Source organism: Cellulosimicrobium funkei (assembly GCF_900155925.1).
Lineage (GTDB): Bacteria > Actinomycetota > Actinomycetes > Actinomycetales > Cellulomonadaceae > Cellulosimicrobium > Cellulosimicrobium funkei.
On sequence record NZ_FTMI01000006.1, the window covers coordinates 86,765 to 102,466 of the forward strand.

The 15,702-nt window shown below is 74.9% G+C and carries 12 protein-coding genes; 5 read left to right on the top strand and 7 right to left on the bottom strand.

Going from position 1 to position 15,702, the window contains the following annotated elements; genetic code table 11:
* Positions 1–48 precede the first annotated feature (48 nt).
* The 4 genes from BXA05_RS15260 to BXA05_RS15275 all read right to left on the bottom strand — a co-directional run bounded on the left by BXA05_RS15260 (position 49) and on the right by BXA05_RS15275 (position 5,995).
* The gene (locus tag BXA05_RS15260) at positions 49–2,583 is read right to left on the bottom strand and encodes an ABC transporter permease (protein WP_244550486.1); all 2,535 of its coding nucleotides are present in this window, start codon (positions 2,581–2,583) and stop codon (positions 49–51) included.
* A 23-nt stretch (positions 2,584–2,606) separates the two neighbouring features.
* Entirely contained in the window at positions 2,607–3,428 is an 822-nt protein-coding gene (locus tag BXA05_RS15265; protein WP_021482458.1) for an ABC transporter ATP-binding protein, read from the bottom strand.
* A 218-nt stretch (positions 3,429–3,646) separates the two neighbouring features.
* Positions 3,647–4,381 (bottom strand): response regulator, encoded by a 735-nt coding sequence (locus BXA05_RS15270; protein ID WP_051876517.1) that lies wholly within the window; start codon positions 4,379–4,381, stop codon positions 3,647–3,649.
* Positions 4,382–4,423: 42 nt separating this feature from the next.
* Positions 4,424–5,995, bottom strand: a complete 1,572-nt coding sequence (locus BXA05_RS15275; protein WP_076405914.1) for a sensor histidine kinase — start codon at positions 5,993–5,995, stop codon at positions 4,424–4,426.
* Positions 5,996–6,099: 104 nt separating this feature from the next.
* On the opposite strand from BXA05_RS15275, the gene BXA05_RS15280 reads away from it, so the two are divergent.
* Together BXA05_RS15280 and BXA05_RS15285 are read left to right on the top strand one after the other, a co-directional pair.
* Complete coding sequence (locus BXA05_RS15280; protein ID WP_031316534.1) at positions 6,100–6,783, top strand: response regulator transcription factor; 684 nt, start codon at positions 6,100–6,102, stop codon at positions 6,781–6,783.
* Between the two features lie 43 nt (positions 6,784–6,826).
* Positions 6,827–8,158 carry a sensor histidine kinase gene (locus BXA05_RS15285; protein ID WP_061267480.1) on the top strand — a complete coding sequence of 444 codons (1,332 nt, stop codon included), beginning with the start codon at positions 6,827–6,829 and terminating at the stop codon, positions 8,156–8,158.
* A 21-nt stretch (positions 8,159–8,179) separates the two neighbouring features.
* Here the strand turns inward: BXA05_RS15285 and BXA05_RS15290 are convergent, their stop codons facing one another.
* Entirely contained in the window at positions 8,180–8,731 is a 552-nt protein-coding gene (locus BXA05_RS15290; RefSeq protein WP_083711932.1) for a GtrA family protein, read from the bottom strand.
* A gap of 110 nt (positions 8,732–8,841) precedes the next feature.
* Here BXA05_RS15290 and BXA05_RS15295 point away from each other — a divergent pair, with 110 nt between their 5' ends.
* From BXA05_RS15295 to BXA05_RS15305, 3 genes are all read left to right on the top strand, one after another.
* Positions 8,842–10,083 carry a 5-(carboxyamino)imidazole ribonucleotide synthase gene (locus BXA05_RS15295; RefSeq protein WP_076405916.1) on the top strand — a complete coding sequence of 414 codons (1,242 nt, stop codon included), beginning with the start codon at positions 8,842–8,844 and terminating at the stop codon, positions 10,081–10,083.
* Complete coding sequence (gene purE / locus BXA05_RS15300) at positions 10,080–10,598, top strand: 5-(carboxyamino)imidazole ribonucleotide mutase (RefSeq protein WP_076405918.1); 519 nt, start codon at positions 10,080–10,082, stop codon at positions 10,596–10,598. The genes BXA05_RS15295 and purE overlap by 4 nt, the downstream gene beginning before the upstream one ends.
* Positions 10,599–10,751: 153 nt before the next feature.
* Positions 10,752–12,878: an acyltransferase family protein gene (locus tag BXA05_RS15305; RefSeq protein ID WP_061267483.1), complete on the top strand. Its 2,127-nt coding sequence runs from the start codon at positions 10,752–10,754 to the stop codon at positions 12,876–12,878.
* Between the two features lie 16 nt (positions 12,879–12,894).
* Here BXA05_RS15305 and BXA05_RS19390 read toward each other — a convergent pair whose 3' ends face one another.
* Together BXA05_RS19390 and BXA05_RS15315 are read right to left on the bottom strand one after the other, a co-directional pair.
* The gene (locus tag BXA05_RS19390; protein WP_083711933.1) at positions 12,895–14,325 is read right to left on the bottom strand and encodes an LCP family protein; all 1,431 of its coding nucleotides are present in this window, start codon (positions 14,323–14,325) and stop codon (positions 12,895–12,897) included.
* 4 nt (positions 14,326–14,329) lie between these two features.
* A complete protein-coding gene (locus BXA05_RS15315; RefSeq protein WP_240696696.1) occupies positions 14,330–15,610 on the bottom strand; it encodes an LCP family protein in 1,281 nt (426 codons plus the stop codon).
* Between the last annotated feature and the right edge of the window lie 92 nt (positions 15,611–15,702).

A 15,702-nucleotide genomic window follows, 5' to 3' on the forward strand; every position in this document is an offset into this window, starting at 1 on the left:
TCCGTCCACAGGGGCGCGCGTCGGCCGACGGCCGGTGGGGCGTGTCGCTCAGTCCACGGCGAGCGCCGCGACGGGCGACGTCCGGGCCGCGGTGCGGCCGGGGACGACGGAGGCGACGAGCCCCGCGACGAGCGCGACCACGAGCACGAGCGCGATGTCGCGCCACGGCACGGCGAGCGACACGTCGCCCATGACGCTCAGCGCCGTGGCCGCGCCGGCCCACCCGTAGAGGACGCCCAGCACGATCCCGAGGACCGCCCCGACGCCCGCGATGAGCATGCCCTCGATCGCGAGCATCCAGCGCAGCTGGGAGCGGCTCAGGCCGATCGCCCGGAGCGTCGCGGACTCGCGTCGCCGCTCGATGACCGAGAGCGAGAGCGTGTTCGCCACGCCGATGAGCGCGATGACGACCGCGACCGCGAGCAGCCCGATGATGACCCCGAGGATCGTGTCGATGACGCTCTGCATCGCCGCGCGCTCGACGGCGATCCCGGCGACCTCCACGGGCGTGTCCGACTCCACGACGGCGTCCTGGATCGCAGGGACCACCTGCGCGGCGGCGCCGGTGTCGTCGAGGCCGACCCACAGCCGGGACATGAGGCTCGTCGGGTCGACGGCACGCGCGTCGTCGACGGTGAGCAGCCCGCCGGAGCCGATCCCCCCGGTGCGGACCGTCACGTCGAGCGTCTCGCCCGTCGGGCCCGTGAGCTCGGCGGTCTCGCCGTCCGCGAGGCCGTAGTTCTCCGCCTCGCCCTCCGAGAGGAGGAGCGTCCCGGGACCGAAGGCCGCGAGGTCGTCCGGCGTCCGCACCACGGAGCGCGCGGCGTCGGGGTCGGCCCCGTGGAACGACGTCTCGGTGCCGTCCGGCATGGTCACTGTCGCGGCGTACAGCTCGACGACGCGGGACACGCCCTCGGTGCCGGACACGGCGCGCACGACGTCGGACGGCACGGGCTCACCGGTCGACCCGTACGCGTCCGTCGCGACCATGACGTCGACGGGGTACTGGTCGTCGAGCGCCGCGTCGAGCGAGGTGCGGGCGCTCGCGGCGCCGGTCGACATCATCGTGACGAGCGTGACGCCGATGAGCAGCGCGGTGCTCGTCGCGGTGGTGCGGCGCGGGTTGCGCAGCGTGTTCGCGGTGGCGAGGCGCGCCGTCGACCCGGTGCCCGCGAGCAGGCGACCGACGAACGACACGACGGCGGGCAGCCAGTAGACCGCTCCGACGAGGACGCCCACGAACGACAGCGCGCCGCCGACGACCCCGGCGAGGAGCCCGATCTCGGGCTTGTCGGTGAGCCCGAGCCAGATCCCGCCCGCGAGGACGGCGACGCCGCCCAGCGTGAGCAGGGACGCGACGACGAGCCGCGCGCGGCCGCCCCCGCGCAGGATGTTCGGCGCGTCGGCCGGGCGCAGCGCCTCGAGCGGGGCGACGCGGGTCGCGGCGCGGGCGGGGGCGAGCGACGCGACGACCGTCACGAGCGTGCCGACCACGAGCGGCACGAGCACCACCACGGGCGTGACGGTGATGGTCGCGGGGACCGGGACGCCCAGGTCGGCGCCGCGCGCGACGAGGAGCGCGATCTGCGTGAGCAGGCCGCCCAGGACGATGCCGGCGAGCGACGACACGATGCCGAGGATCGTCGCCTCGGTGAGCACGGACCGGGCGAGCTGCGCCTTGTTCGCGCCGACCGCCCGCAGGAGCGCGAGGGTGCGCGTGCGCTGCGCGACGAGGACCTGGAACGTGTTCGCGATGACGAGCGCGGCGACGAGCAGCGCGACGGCGGCGAACGAGAGGATGACGTACGTGAAGACGTCCTGGTCGCCGGTCATCTTCCGCGCCTGCTCCTGCGCGTGCTCGTCCGGCGTGACGGCCTTCGCCCCGTCCGGAGAGGCGGCGACGAGCTCGGCGCGCGCGGTCTCGAGGTCCGTGCCGGGCGCGAGGGCCACCATCGCCGACGAGTAGGTGCGGGCCGGGTCGTCGGGCGTGGCCTGCGCGGCCTCCCAGGCGGCGACGTCCACGGCCGGGACGACCACGGCGCCGCCCATCTGGGCGTACGCGCCGTACGGGTCGTCGGTCGTCCCGACGACGGTCAGCTCGTCGCGAACCTCCGTGTAGTCGCCGCCGTCGGGCGCGGTGTCGTCCCACACGTTGCGCGAGCTCGTGACGGTGTCGCCGATCCCGACGCCGAGGCGCTCGGCCACGGCGGTGGGCAGCGAGACCTGGCCAGACGCGGTGGGCATCGAGCCCTCGACGACCTCGAGCGCCTCGAAGCGCGGGTCGGACGGCGCCGGGACGCCGAGCTGGAACACGCGCTTCGCGCCGTGCGAGAGGTCGAGGTAGGTGAACGACGTGGCGTCGACGGCCTCGACGCCGGGCACGGAGCGCAGGGCCTCGACGTCGGGCGCCGTGAGGTCGTCCGGGGCGGACACGACGAGGTCGGCGTCCGCGTACTGTGCGGCGATCGAGTCGTTCGTGGTCTGGGTGATGACGTTGCCCGCGATGAGCGTCGCCGTGACGAAGGCCGTCCCGATGACGATCGCGACGCCGGCCGCGACGAGGCGGCCGATGCTGCGGCGCATCTGCGCCAGGGTGAGCCGGAACATCAGGCGCGCACCGCCTGCGACGCCGTCGGGGCGGGACCGTCGGTGCCGGCGTCGAGCGTGCGGAGCGCGTCGAGCCCCGCGAGCACCGACTCGGGCGTCGGGTCGGTGATGTCGCCCGCGATGCGCCCGTCGGCGATGAGCACGACGCGGTCCGCGTACGCCGCGGCCGTCGGGTCGTGCGTGACCATGATGATGGTGCGGCCGAGCTCGCGCACCGAGCGGCGCAGGAAGCTCAGCACCTCCGCGCCCGAGCGCGAGTCGAGGTTGCCCGTCGGCTCGTCGGCGAACACGACCTCCGGGCCGGCGATGAGGGCGCGCGCGATGGCGACGCGCTGCTGCTGCCCGCCGGACAGCTCGCTCGGGCGGTGGCTCAGGCGCGCCTCGAGGCCGAGCGTGCGCACGAGCGTCTCGAACCACGCACGGTCGACCTTGCCGCCCGCGAGCTCGACGGGGAGCGTGATGTTCTGCTCCGCCGTGAACATCGGCAGGAGGTTGAACGACTGGAACACGAAGCCCACGCGGTCGCGGCGCAGCTGCGTGAGCGCGTTGTCGTTGAGCCCCGTGACTTCGGTGTCCCCGATGAAGGCGTGCCCGCTCGTCGCGGTGTCGAGGCCCGCGAGCAGGTGCATGAGCGTCGACTTGCCCGAGCCCGACGGCCCCATGATGGCCGTGAAGTGCCCGCGCTCGAAGTCCACGTCGACGCCGTCGAGCGCGTGCACCGCCGCCTCGCCCGTGCCGTAGGTCTTGCGCAGCGTGCGGGCCCGCACCGCGGGCGGGCCGGCGGGGGCCGGGTCGGTGGGTCGGTACACGGTCGTGTCCACGTCGTCTCCTGGTTCGTCGTGCCGCACGCGGACCGGTGGTCACGGGCGTGCGTCGGGATCGTGGACGACGCTACGGAGGGGGCCCGGCCCACCGCGTCCGGCGATGGTCGGGTCATGGCCGCGGGCGGGGTCATCCTCTGGTCGTAGACGTCCCCCGCCCAGGGTGGACACGACGGCGCCCCACCGGTCGGCGACCGGTGGGGCGCGGGCGGAGCGGGTCAGGCGCCGGGGCGCACGAGCCCCGTCTCGTAGGCCGTCACGACGGCCTGCACGCGGTCGCGCGCGCCGAGCTTGGCGAGGATGCGCCCGACGTGGGTCTTGACCGTCGCCTCGGCGACGAACAGGTCGCTCGCGATCTCGGTGTTGGAGCGGCCGCGCGCCATGAGCACGAGCACCTCGCGCTCGCGCTCGGTGAGGCCCTCGACGGCCGCGTGCGCGGGCGAGTCCTGGACCTGCTCGGCGGGCAGCGCCGTCACGAGGTGCTCGAGCAGGCGCCGCGTGGACGACGGCGCGATGACCGCGTCGCCGCGGTGCACCGTCCGGATCGCGGCCAGCATCTCCTCCGGCGGTGCGTCCTTGAGCAGGAAGCCGCTCGCGCCCGAGCGGATGGCCTCGAGCACGTACTCGTCGAGGTCGAACGTCGTGAGGACGATGACCTTCGGGGCGTGCGCGCCGTCGGCCGCCGCCGCGGTGAGGCGGGCCGTCGTCTGGAGCCCGTCGAGGTGCGGCATGCGCACGTCCATGAGCACGACGTCGACCGGGTGGTCCGCGAGCAGGCGCAGCGCCTGGAGCCCGTCGCCCGCCTCGACGGCGACCGTGAGGTCGGGCTGGGAGTCGATCACCATGCGGAATCCCGCGCGCACGAGCTGCTGGTCGTCGACGAGCGCGATGCGCACGGGAGCGTGCGGCTCGGTGGCGTACGCGTCGCCGGGCACGGGGAGGGCGTCGGTCATGGTGTCCTGTCGGTCGGTCCGGTCGGAGGGCTCGCGCGCGGGTCAGGGGGGCGGCGGGGGCGGGGCGAACAGGCCCGGAGCCGGTCCCGCGGCCGTCCTGCCCGGTCCCATCCTGCCCGACGGTCCCGACCTGCCCGGCAGCGCGGGCCCCGACGGCACGGTCCCCGGCGGCACGGGGCCCGACGGCGCGGGGCCCGACGGCGCGGGTCCCGACGGCGCGGAGCCGGGCGGCGCGGGCGCGCGACCGGGGACCGGCGGCACGGGCAGGCGCAGGTGCACGCGGAAGCCGCCGCCCGCGCGCGGCCCCACCTGGACGGACCCGCCGAAGAGCGCGGCCCGCTCACGCATGCCGAGCACCCCGTAGCCGCCGGAGCGGGCGTCCTGCCGGGCCTCCGCCCCGCTGGAGGCGCCCCGGCCGTCGTCCTCGACCTCGAGGTCGAGGGTCGTGGCGCCCCAGCGCACGACGACCGTGACCTCCGGGTCCGGCCCCGCGTGCTTGAGGACGTTGGTGAGCGCCTCCTGGCAGACGCGGTAGACCGTGAGCCCGGCCCCGGGCGGCAGGGTGCGCGCCTCGCCCACGCGCACGAACGACACGCGCATCCCGCTGTCGCGCACCTGGGCCACGAGGCTCTCGAGGTCGGCGGCGTCGGGCTGCGGCGCACGCTCGAGCGCGGCCGGCGGCGGGTTCCCCGGGAGCTGCTGCGTGGCCGCACCGGGTCCGGACGGCGAGCCCGGGCCGGGGGCACCGCCGCGCCCCGCGGGCAGCGCCAAGGTGCCCGCGGGCCCGACGGCGGCCCCCGGCGCGGGCGGGCGCGGCGGCTCGGACCGCAGCACGCCGAGCAGACGACGCATGTCGGCCAGGGCGGTGCGTCCCGTCTCCGAGACGGTCGCGAGCGCGCGGGCCGCGGCGTCGGGGTCGTTGGCGGCGGCGTACCGGCCGCCGTCGGCCTGGGCGATGATGACGGACAGCGAGTGGGCCACGATGTCGTGCATCTCGCGGGCGATGCGCGCCCGCTCGGCGGCGGTCGCGATCTGGGCCTGCTGGTCGCGCTCGACCTCGAGGCGCTCGGCGCGGTCGACGAGCGCGGCGATCGTCTCGCGCCGGGACCGCCGCACGAGGCCGAACGCCCAGACGGCGAGGAACGTCATGCCGCCGAACGCGGACGTGAGGAACACCATGAGCGCGAGGTCCTGGAGCCGGCCCGAGAGCAGCCCGAGCGCGACGCCCAGGACCACCGCGCCGACGAGCGAGGCGACGATCGCGGTGCGGTGGGCCCAGCGCGGCCCGTAGACCGTGACCGAGTAGAGCGCGACGAGGACGGCGAAGTCGGCGGGGAAGATGAGGAGGTAGCCCGCGAGCAGGTGCACGAGCGCGACCGAGTACACCGTGACCGCCGACGCGAGCGGGTGCGAGCGTCGCCAGGGGAGCGGCGCGAGGAGCAGCACGGCCCAGAACGCGGCCCAGCCGCCGCTCGTGCCGACGCCGCTCGCGCCCGACGCGGAGAACGCCGCCGACGCGGGCACGAACACCACCGCGAGGACGAGCGTGACGGTGAGGTCCACACCGAAGCGGTGCTCGTCGGACCACTGCCCGAGGCGCTCGTACCAACCCATGCGTCCAGCCTAGGCAGCGGGCGGTCGCGCGACGTCCGACCAGGGTCGCAGAGTTCACCGGGCACGATGGGACCGAAGTCGTACTGATGCCCTAGCATGAGCGAATGACCCACGTACTGCTAGCGGAGGACGACCCGGCGATTGCCGAACCTTTGGCGCGCGCACTGACACGTGAGGGTTACAACGTCGTCGTCCAAGGAACTGGTCAAGGGGCGATCGACTCGGCCAGCGGTGCGGACATCGTGGTGCTCGATCTGGGCCTTCCGGACATGGACGGCCTCGACGTCGCACGCGAGATCCGTCACAAGGGCCTGACCACGCCCGTGCTCGTGCTCACCGCGCGCGCCGACGAGGTCGACCTCGTCGTGGGGCTCGACGCGGGCGCCGACGACTACGTCACCAAGCCGTTCCGCCTCGCGGAGCTCCTCGCCCGGGTCCGGGCGCTCCTGCGCCGCTCGCACGGCGAGCAGGTCGACGAGGAGGAGCTCGCGGCGCAGGACGTCCGCATCGACGTCTCCGCGCACCGGGCGTTCCAGGGCGAGCGGGAGCTCCACCTGACCACCAAGGAGTTCGAGCTGCTGCGCGTGCTCGTCGCGAGCGCGGGCTCGGTCGTCGTCCGCGACGCCCTGATGCGCGACGTGTGGGGCTCGGAGCCCGTCGGCTCGACGAAGACGCTCGACATGCACGTGTCGTGGCTGCGCCGCAAGCTCGGCGACGACGCCAACGCGCCGCGCTACATCTCGACCGTCCGGGGCCTCGGCTTCCGCTTCGAGACCGGCGAGAGCTGACCGTCCCCTGACGGGACGAGGGACACGGGGAGCGAGGAGCAGCGTGCGGCGTCGGATGCTGCAGGCGACGGTGGCGGCCGTGGCCGTCGCCGTGATCCTCCTCGGGTTCCCCCTCGCCTTCTACGGCGCCCGGTTCGTGCTCCAGGGCGAGGTCGACGACCTCTCCTCGCGCGTCGAGCGCCTCTCCCGGTCCATCGACGCGCGCCTCGCGACGGGTGACGAGATCCCGGACCACGTCATCGAGGACGCGGTCCAGCCCCGCGCGAGCGACCCCCCGGCGCACGTCTACGTCGCGCTGCCCGACGGCACGGTGCTCACGGCGGGCGACGAGGTCACGGGCCGCGAGATCGAGCAGCCCCTGCACTCCGACTCCGGCGCGCTCGTGACCCTCACCGTCTCCTACTGGGACGCCTACCTCCGGGCCGCGCAGGTCGTGCTGCTCGTCGTGGCTGCGGCGATCGTCGCGTTCGCGGCGGGCATCGGGATGGCCGTGTGGCAGGCGAACCGCATCGCCGCGCCGCTCGTGTATCTCGCGGCGTCGGCGGAGCAGCTCGGCTCGGGGCAGGTGCGCCCACGGCTCGAACCCTCGGGCGTCGAGGAGATCGACCTCGTCGCCGCCGAGCTCGCGCGCAGCTCCGACCGGCTCGCGGGCCGGCTCGCCGCGGAGCGCCAGTTCGCGGCGGACGCGTCGCACCAGCTCCGCACGCCCCTCACGGCCCTGAGCATGCGGCTCGAGGAGATCTCCCTCGCGTCCGACGACCCGGCCGTCCAGGAGGAGGCGCGGATCTCTCTCGAGCAGGTCGAGCGCCTCGTCGGCGTCGTCGACGACCTCCTCGCGTCGTCGCGGCGCGCGCAGGGCGGGACGACGGAGGCGGTGAGCCTGCTCGACGTCGTGCACCAGCAGGAGGAGGAGTGGGTGCCGACGTTCGCGAAGGCGGGGCGCCGGCTCGTCGTCGACGTGCCGCCCGAGTACCAGGTGCTCGCGACGCCCGGCGCGCTCGCGCAGGTGCTGGCCACGCTCATCGAGAACTCCCTCAAGCACGGCGGCGGCACGACGACCGTCCGCGCGCGCCCGTCCGGCACGAGCGGCGCCATCGTCACCGAGGTGTCCGACGAGGGCGCGGGCGTCCCCGACGACCTCGCGCCGCGCATCTTCGAGCGCGAGGTCACCTCGGGCGCGGGGACCGGCCTCGGCCTCGCGCTCGCCCGGGACCTCGCCGCGTCCGACGGCGGCCGCCTGGAGCTCGCGCAGCGTCGGCCCGCGGTCTTCGCGCTCTTCCTCGCGGGGGTGCCGCGGCGCCTCGACCCGCGCGTCGTGCTGCCGACGGGGACGGTGGTCGCGGCCGGCGGTCGGCGTCGGCGTCGACGCGGCTGACTCGTCCGGGACGTGCGCGGCTCAGTCGGCCCGCACGTCCGCTGGTGGGCGGGCCGCGTCGTCGGCGGTCTTCGCCGGGGTCGCGGCGTCGGGGCGGTCTCCCGTGAAGACGAGGTGGCGGTACGCCACGTAGCGGAACGCCGTGCCCAGGGCGAGCCCCACGACGTTCGCCGAGACGTTCTTGGCGAGCGGCGACGTCAGCCCGAGCGCGTACGTCGAGATCGCGAGGCACCCCACGGCGATGAGCATCCCGCCCACGTTGACGACGACGAACGCCGCGAGCTCGCGCCCGCGCGACTGCGTGCGCCGGTCCGAGAACGTCCAGTACCGGTTGCCGACCCACGCCACGAGCGTCGCGACGGCGACGGAGACGATCTTCGCGGTGAGCGGCTTGTGCCCGAGGAGCTCGCCCGGGCCGAAGCTCAGCAGGTTGAACAGGCCCAGGTCGACGACGTACGCGAGCGCGCCGACCGACCCGAACTTCGCGAGCTCGCGGACCCGCGCCAGCACCCGCTCGCGGCGCGACCCGGACGTCGCGGACGTCTCCGCTCGTCGGTCCAGGTCGTTCACCACCCCTCGAGGCTACCGGCCGGTCCTGGCCCCCGCCCGGGTGCCGTCCGCCGTCCGTCCGACGGGCGGTCGGGGGAGGGCCGCCCCGCGGCCAGGCACTAGGGTGGGTGCACGTGGCAGCCCCAGTGATCGCCGTGGTCGGCGGAGGACAGCTCGCACGCATGATGGCCCCCGCGGCCGGAGAGCTCGGCGTGCACCTTCGCGTGCTCGTGGAGGCCGCGGACTCGTCCGCGGCCCAGGTCGTCGTGGACGCGCCCGTCGGCGTCGCGTCCGACGAGGCCGCGGTCCGCTCCCTCATCGCCCCCGCGGGCGCCGCCCCGGCGGACGTCCTGACGTTCGAGCACGAGCACGTCCCGAACGCGCTGCTCACCGACCTCCTCGAGCACGGCACGCCCGTGCGCCCGGGCCCGGACGCGCTCGTCCACGCCCAGGACAAGATCGTCATGCGGCGCCGGCTCACCGAGCTCGGCGTGCCGTGCCCGCGCTGGGCCGCGCTCCCCACGGACCCGACGGCGGCGCGGGCAGCGCTCACCGGCTTCCTCGCCGAGGTCGGGGGCGAGGCCGTGGTGAAGACGGCGCGCGGCGGGTACGACGGCAAGGGCGTCCGCGTGGTCTCGGCCGCGGAGGGCGGCCCCGAGCAGGTGGCGGAGTGGATCGAGTCGGCCGCGACGGACGGCCCCGAGCTCCTCGTCGAGGAGAAGGTCCCGTTCGCGCGCGAGCTCGCCGTGCTCGTCGCCCGGCGCCCGAGCGGCGGCGCGGACGGGCGGGGCGAGGTGCGTACCTGGCCCGTCGTGGAGTCGATCCAGCGCGACGGCGTGTGCGCCGAGGTGATCGCGCCCGCGCCCGGCCTCACCGACGCCGAGGCGGAGCGCGCACGCGACGCCGCCGTGCGGATCGCCGAGGGGCTCGGCGTCACGGGGGTGCTCGCGGTCGAGATGTTCGAGGTCCCGGGGGAGGAGGGCCCGCGCGTGCTGGTCAACGAGCTCGCGATGCGCCCCCACAACTCCGGCCACTGGACGATCGACGGCGCGGTGACGAGCCAGTTCGAGCAGCACCTGCGCGCCGTGCTCGACCTTCCGCTCGGCGACACCGCGGCGACCGCGCGCTGGACCGTGATGGCGAACGTCCTCGGCTCGACCCTCGACGAGCTCACCGAAGCGCTGCCCGACGTCCTCGCCGCGTTCCCCGACGCCCGGGTCAACCTCTACGGCAAGGGCGTGCGCCCCGGGCGCAAGCTCGGCCACGTCAACGTGAGCGGCGACGACCTGGACGAGGTCCGCCGTCGGGCCCTGGCCGCCGCCGCGACCCTGCGGGGCGAGCGCCCCGCGACCGACCCGAACGAGGAGCGCGCATGAGCCAGAACCCTGTCGTCGGCATCGTCATGGGGTCGGACTCCGACTGGCCCGTCATGGAGGCCGCCGCCGACGCGCTGGCCGAGTTCGACGTGCCCGTCGAGGTCGACGTCGTCTCCGCCCACCGGATGCCCGTCGAGATGATCGACTACGGCCGCACCGCCGCGGAGCGCGGCCTGCGCGTGATCGTCGCGGGCGCCGGGGGAGCGGCCCACCTGCCGGGCATGCTCGCCGCCGTCACGCCCCTGCCCGTCATCGGCGTCCCGGTGCCGCTGCGCCACCTCGACGGCATGGACTCGCTGCTGTCGATCGTCCAGATGCCCGCGGGCGTCCCCGTCGCGACGGTGTCCGTCGGCGGCGCGCGCAACGCGGGCCTGCTCGCCACGCGCATCCTCGCCGCGGGCACCGACGACGACGCCGCGCGGCTGCGCGAGCGCATGGTGGCCTTCCAGGCAGACCTGGGGGAGCAGGCTCGTGCCAAGGGTGCGCGACTGCGGGCGGCGCGCTCCGGCCTCTGAAGCCTCGGGCGCCACCGGCGTGGTCCGTTTCGGGGTACGCGCGCCGACCGGGTAGCCTCGAACGGATCCTCGGCGACGCGAGGAGCGGGTGCGGTGCGCCCGCCGGGGGAACGCGTCGGCGAGGCCGCCGCCCCTTCGACAAGGATGACCAGCATGACCCCACCCCCCTGGGCCGCCGGCCTCTCGGAGGCCCGCGCCAGCGGTGCGGTCGCGCCGGTGCGCCGGCACGCGCGGCCTCGCGGGGCCGGTGCGCCCGCGACGGCCGGGTACCGGCACGACCTGGACGGCCTGCGCGCCGTGGCCGTGCTGCTGGTCGCCGTCTACCACGTGTGGGTGCACCGCGTCTCCGGCGGCGTGGACGTCTTCCTCATGCTCTCGGGGTTCTTCGTCGGCGGGGGACTGCTCCGGAGCTTCGCCCGGGGGGCGCCCGTCCGCCTGCGCGACTATCTACCCCGGCTTGCCCGGCGCCTGCTGCCGGCTCTCGTCGTCGTGCTCGCGGCGGTGCTCGTCGCCAGCATGGTGTGGCTGCCGCGTACCCGGTGGGGCGACGTCTCGGGAGAGACCCTCGCCTCGCTCCTCTACGTGGAGAACTGGCGGCTGGCCGTCGGCGAGCACACCTACGGTGCCGCGGACGCGATGCAGAGCCCGCTCCAGCACGTGTGGTCGCTGTCGGTCCAGGGCCAGGTCTTCGTCGGGGTCCCGCTCCTGCTGCTCGCGGTCTGGTGGTGCACCCGTCGGTGGGCGTCGCCCGCTCGGCTCTCGGCGGTGCACGCGACGGTGGTCGTCCTCGCCGTCGCGTCGTTCTTCTACGCCCTCGTCTCCGTGCGTCTCGACCAGTCGTTCGCGTACTACGACACCTTCGCCCGGTTGTGGGAGTACCTCACGGGGACGCTGCTCGCGCTCGCGGTCGTGCGCGCGCGGGTCTCGCGCGGGTGGAGCGTCGTCGGCGGGTGGGTCGGCGTCGCGGTCCTGCTCGCCGCCGGTCTCGTCGTGGACGGCGGCTCGTCCTTCCCCGGCCCCGCGGCGCTCGTGCCCGTCGCCGGTGCCGCGCTCGTCGTGCTCGCCGGTGCGACGTCCGACGGACGGCTCCCGCGGGGCTCCGTCTCCCGCCTCCTCGCGTCGACGCCCGTCGCGCGGGCGGGCGGCTACGCCTACACCTTCTACCTGTGGCACTGGCCGGTGCTCGTGTTCGCGATCGTCGTGCGCGACCGGCCCGTGGGGTGGCTCGCGGGCACCGCGGTGCTGCTCGTCGCCGGGGCGCTCGCCTACGCGACCCGGCGCTGGGTCGAGGTCCCGCTCCGTTCGGCCACGCCACGTCCCCGGACCGACGGGCTGCGCGGCCTGCGAGTCGCGGTCGCGGTCGCGGCCGCGCTCGCCGTCGCGCTGCCGCTGGGGTGGTTCGGCCAGCTCGAGATCCAACGGCGGTCGTTCAGCACCGTGGACACCGCGAGCTTCGAGGGGTTCCCGGGGGCGATGGAGGTGGCCGCACCAGGGGTCTTCTCCGTCGAGAAGGACGCCACGCCGGTCCCTGACCCCGTGACCGCACCGTTCGACGTGGCGCTGCCGACGCGGGACGAGTGCGTCACCTACAACGAGGACACGACCGTGGTGCGGTGCACCTACGGCGACGAGACGGCGCGGACGGTCGTCGCGGTCGTCGGCAACTCCCACGCGGAGCAGTGGGTCGACGCCCTGTCCGGGATCGGCTCCGTGTCGGGGTTCCGGGTCGTGACCTACCTCAAGGGCGGGTGCCCGTTCTCGCTGGACACCCCGGAGGAGAACCCGTGGCAGTCCTGCCGGGACTGGAACACCGAGGTGGTCGAGGAGCTCGTCGAGTCGCCGCCCGACGCGGTCTTCACCATCGGGACGCGGTACTCGTGGAACGACGACAGCATCCCGGGCAACGAGTTCGTGCCGCCGGGGTACGTGCGGGCCTGGGAGGCCCTCGACGCCGTGGGCGTCCAGGTGGTCGCCCTCCGCGACACGCCGTGGCTGCTGGAGTCGGCTCCGGACTGCGTCGCCGTCAGCAACGACCCGACGGTCTGCGCCGTCGAGGCGACCAGCGTGCTCGACGTGCGGAGCCCGGCCGACGACATGGAGCTGCCCGCCAACGTCGCGCTCGTCGATCTCAACGACATCGTGTGCTTCGACGGGGTGTGTCCCTACGTGCAGGGCAATCGTATGGTCTATCGGGACAACAACCACCTGACGCAGGCGTACGTCCGCTCCATCGCCCCGGTGCTCGAGGAACGCGTGCGGGACGTGCTGCCGGTCTTCTGACCCCGTCCGCGGTCCGCTACTGCGGCAGCCCGCCCACCTGGCCGGGTGCGAGGTTGCCGTCGCGGATGTCGACCCAGAACTGGCCGACCGTCTCGGGGTCGAGCTGCACGGTCGCCCCCAGGTTGCCGCCGGGGCGGAAGTCGGGGTTCGAGATCGGTGGGGTGCCGGTGATGCCGTCGGGCCCGTTGGCCTTGCGGAACGCGAGCGCGAGCTTGCCCAGGTCCACGACGCCGGTCTTCTCGTCGACGGTGAGCGCCCCCAGCCCGGAGTCGAGGAGCGAGACCTGGTCGCCCGGGCGGAAGAGGATGCTGGGGTTCGCGGCCTGCGAGCTGATCGCGCCGATGACCTGGCGCTGGCGCTCGGCCCGTCCGATGTCGCCCTTCGGGTCGGAGTACCGCATCCGCGAGAACGCGAGCGCCGTGTGCCCGTCGGCGACGTGGCAGCCCGCCGTCCAGACGAGCTCGCTCTTCGGGTCGTCCACGTCGTAGTCGAGGCACAGCTCGACCCCGCCGACGGCGTCCACGATCCCCTCGACACCGCCGAACCCCACCTCGACGTAGTGGTCCACCGTGAGACCGGTGAGCTGCTCGACGGTCTGCACCAGCAGCGCCGGGCCGCCCCAGGAGTACGCCGAGTTGAGCTTGCTCGACCCGTTCCCCGGGATCTCCGCGTACGTGTCGCGCGGCAGGCTGATGAGCGCGACCGGGCCGCTCGGGGGTGCGTGGAGGACCATGATCGTGTCGGTGCGCGCGCCCTCGGTGCCGTCCTCGCTGATGCCGTCGCCCCGCGCGTCCGACCCGGCGAGCAGGTAGGTGTTGCCGGCGGTGCCGGGAGCGCCGGAGAGCGCCTCCACGTGCTGGATCTTGCCGTTGGCCCAGATGAGCAGGCCGACGGGCCACGCGAGGATCGCGACGATGACGACGCCGGCGACGAGGCCGACGACGCGGCCCTTGCGGACGCGGAAGCCGCCGCGACGAGAGGGCCCGGGGGCCGACGGGGGCCGCCCGCCGCCCGGACCGCCGGGCCCGGCCGGGCGCGGACGAGAGGCCGCCGTGGAACGGCCCGGGCTCGCGGTCGCGGCGCGTGCGCTCGCGTGCGGGGACGACGAGACGCGAGCGGGTGCCGAGCGCTCGGCAGAGCGCGCCGGTGCGACGGACGGAGGCAGCGCCGTCGCGGCGGGCTCGCCCCGGGAGCGCGTGCGTCCGGCGGGCGGCGCAGGCGGCGGCGTCCCCTTGCGAGCCGGGGTCACCGGGATCTCTCGCGACGACTGACGTCGGATGCGCGGCTCGGCCCGGACGGCGTCGTCGGGAACCGACCGCGCCGGCGGCCGGGGGCGACCGCTGTTCCCGACGGCGATCGCGTCGTCGGCCGACGAGGGCCGGGGCGAGCGACCGCCCTGGGGCGTGAAGCTCGGCGGCAAGGACCGGGGGTCGCGTGGGTCGGTCATGGGGTCACCCGCACTGCGAGGTCTGGTCGGCGGCGGAGAACGCTTCCTTGCCGGCTTCCTTCGACTGCACCGGCGCCGGGTCGGTGGCGGCCGGGTCCGGCGCGGGGGCGTCGTCTCCCTCCGTGACCGGCGGGGCGTCGGTCACGCTGTCGTCCGCCGGCGGGGAGGCCGGGGCAGCGGGCGCGACGATCGGCTCGTCGGCGCGCACCTTCGCCCACAGCTCGTCGGCCTCCGAGGTCCAGACGACCTTCGCGTCGGGGTCCCGCGGGTCCGGCGCGTTCGGAACGGTCATGAAGGTGATGTTGCCACTGGTCGCGCCCTGGAGGCTGAAGGCGAGCCCGGCGAGGCTCGGGATCGACGAGAGGTTGTCGCTCATCGTCAGCGACTTGGTGCCCGCGTCCACGAACCCGTAGATCTGCCCGAGGTCCGAGAGCAGGTTCTTCGACAGCACCTGGTTGACCGTCGCGGCGAGGAGCTGCTGCTGGCGGCCGATGCGGCTGAGGTCCGACCCGTCTCCGACCCCGTAGCGTGCCCGGGCGAACCCGAGCGCCTGGGCGCCGTCGAGCGTCTGCCACCCGGCGGCGAGCTGCAGGTCGGCCTTGGGGGAGTCGATCGCCTCGGGGATGCAGATGGGAACGCCGCCGATCGCGGTCACCATGTTCTGGAAGCCCGCGAAGTCCACGACGACGAAGCCGTCGACGTACACGTCGGTGAGGCTCTCGACGGTCTGCACCGTGCACGCCGCGGCGGAGTCGACGTCCCCGCCGACCGTCGCCCCGTCGGCGAACGCGGCGTTGAAGCGCGTGTTCGCCGGCGCGGTCTTCTTCCCGTTCGTCGTGGTGCACGCCGGCACGTCGACGCGCGAGTCGCGCGGGATCGAGATCATCTCCACGCGCGAGCGGTCGGCAGAGACGTGCACGAGGATCGTGGTGTCCGAGCGCATGCCCTCGACGCCCTCGACCTCGTGGCCGTTCTCCCCTCCGCGTGCGTCGGAACCCATGACCAGGACGTTCAGCGGCTTGCCGGCGTTGGGGTCGCTGGGGTCGGGGACGGTCTGCTCCGGCCGGTCCTCCACCAGCTCCAGCGCGTTCGACGACGTGATGTTGCCCTGGATGCTCGTCAGCGCCGTCGCCCCTCCGACGGCCCCGAACGCGAGCACCGCCGTCGCCACCATGCCGACGGTGCGTGCCACCCGGTGGGTGCGCAGCGTCCGCGCGTGCGCGGGCCCGCGCGGCGGCGCGGAGGCTGCCGCGGCGCGGTCCTGGGCTCGGGTGCGGGATGTCACGGGAGTCGAGCATAGGCCGCCCCTGCAACGGCGCGGCGCCTGCGCGGAGCGCGGGTGGTGGAGGACTTGTGCAGGCGGACGGCCCGGCGCCC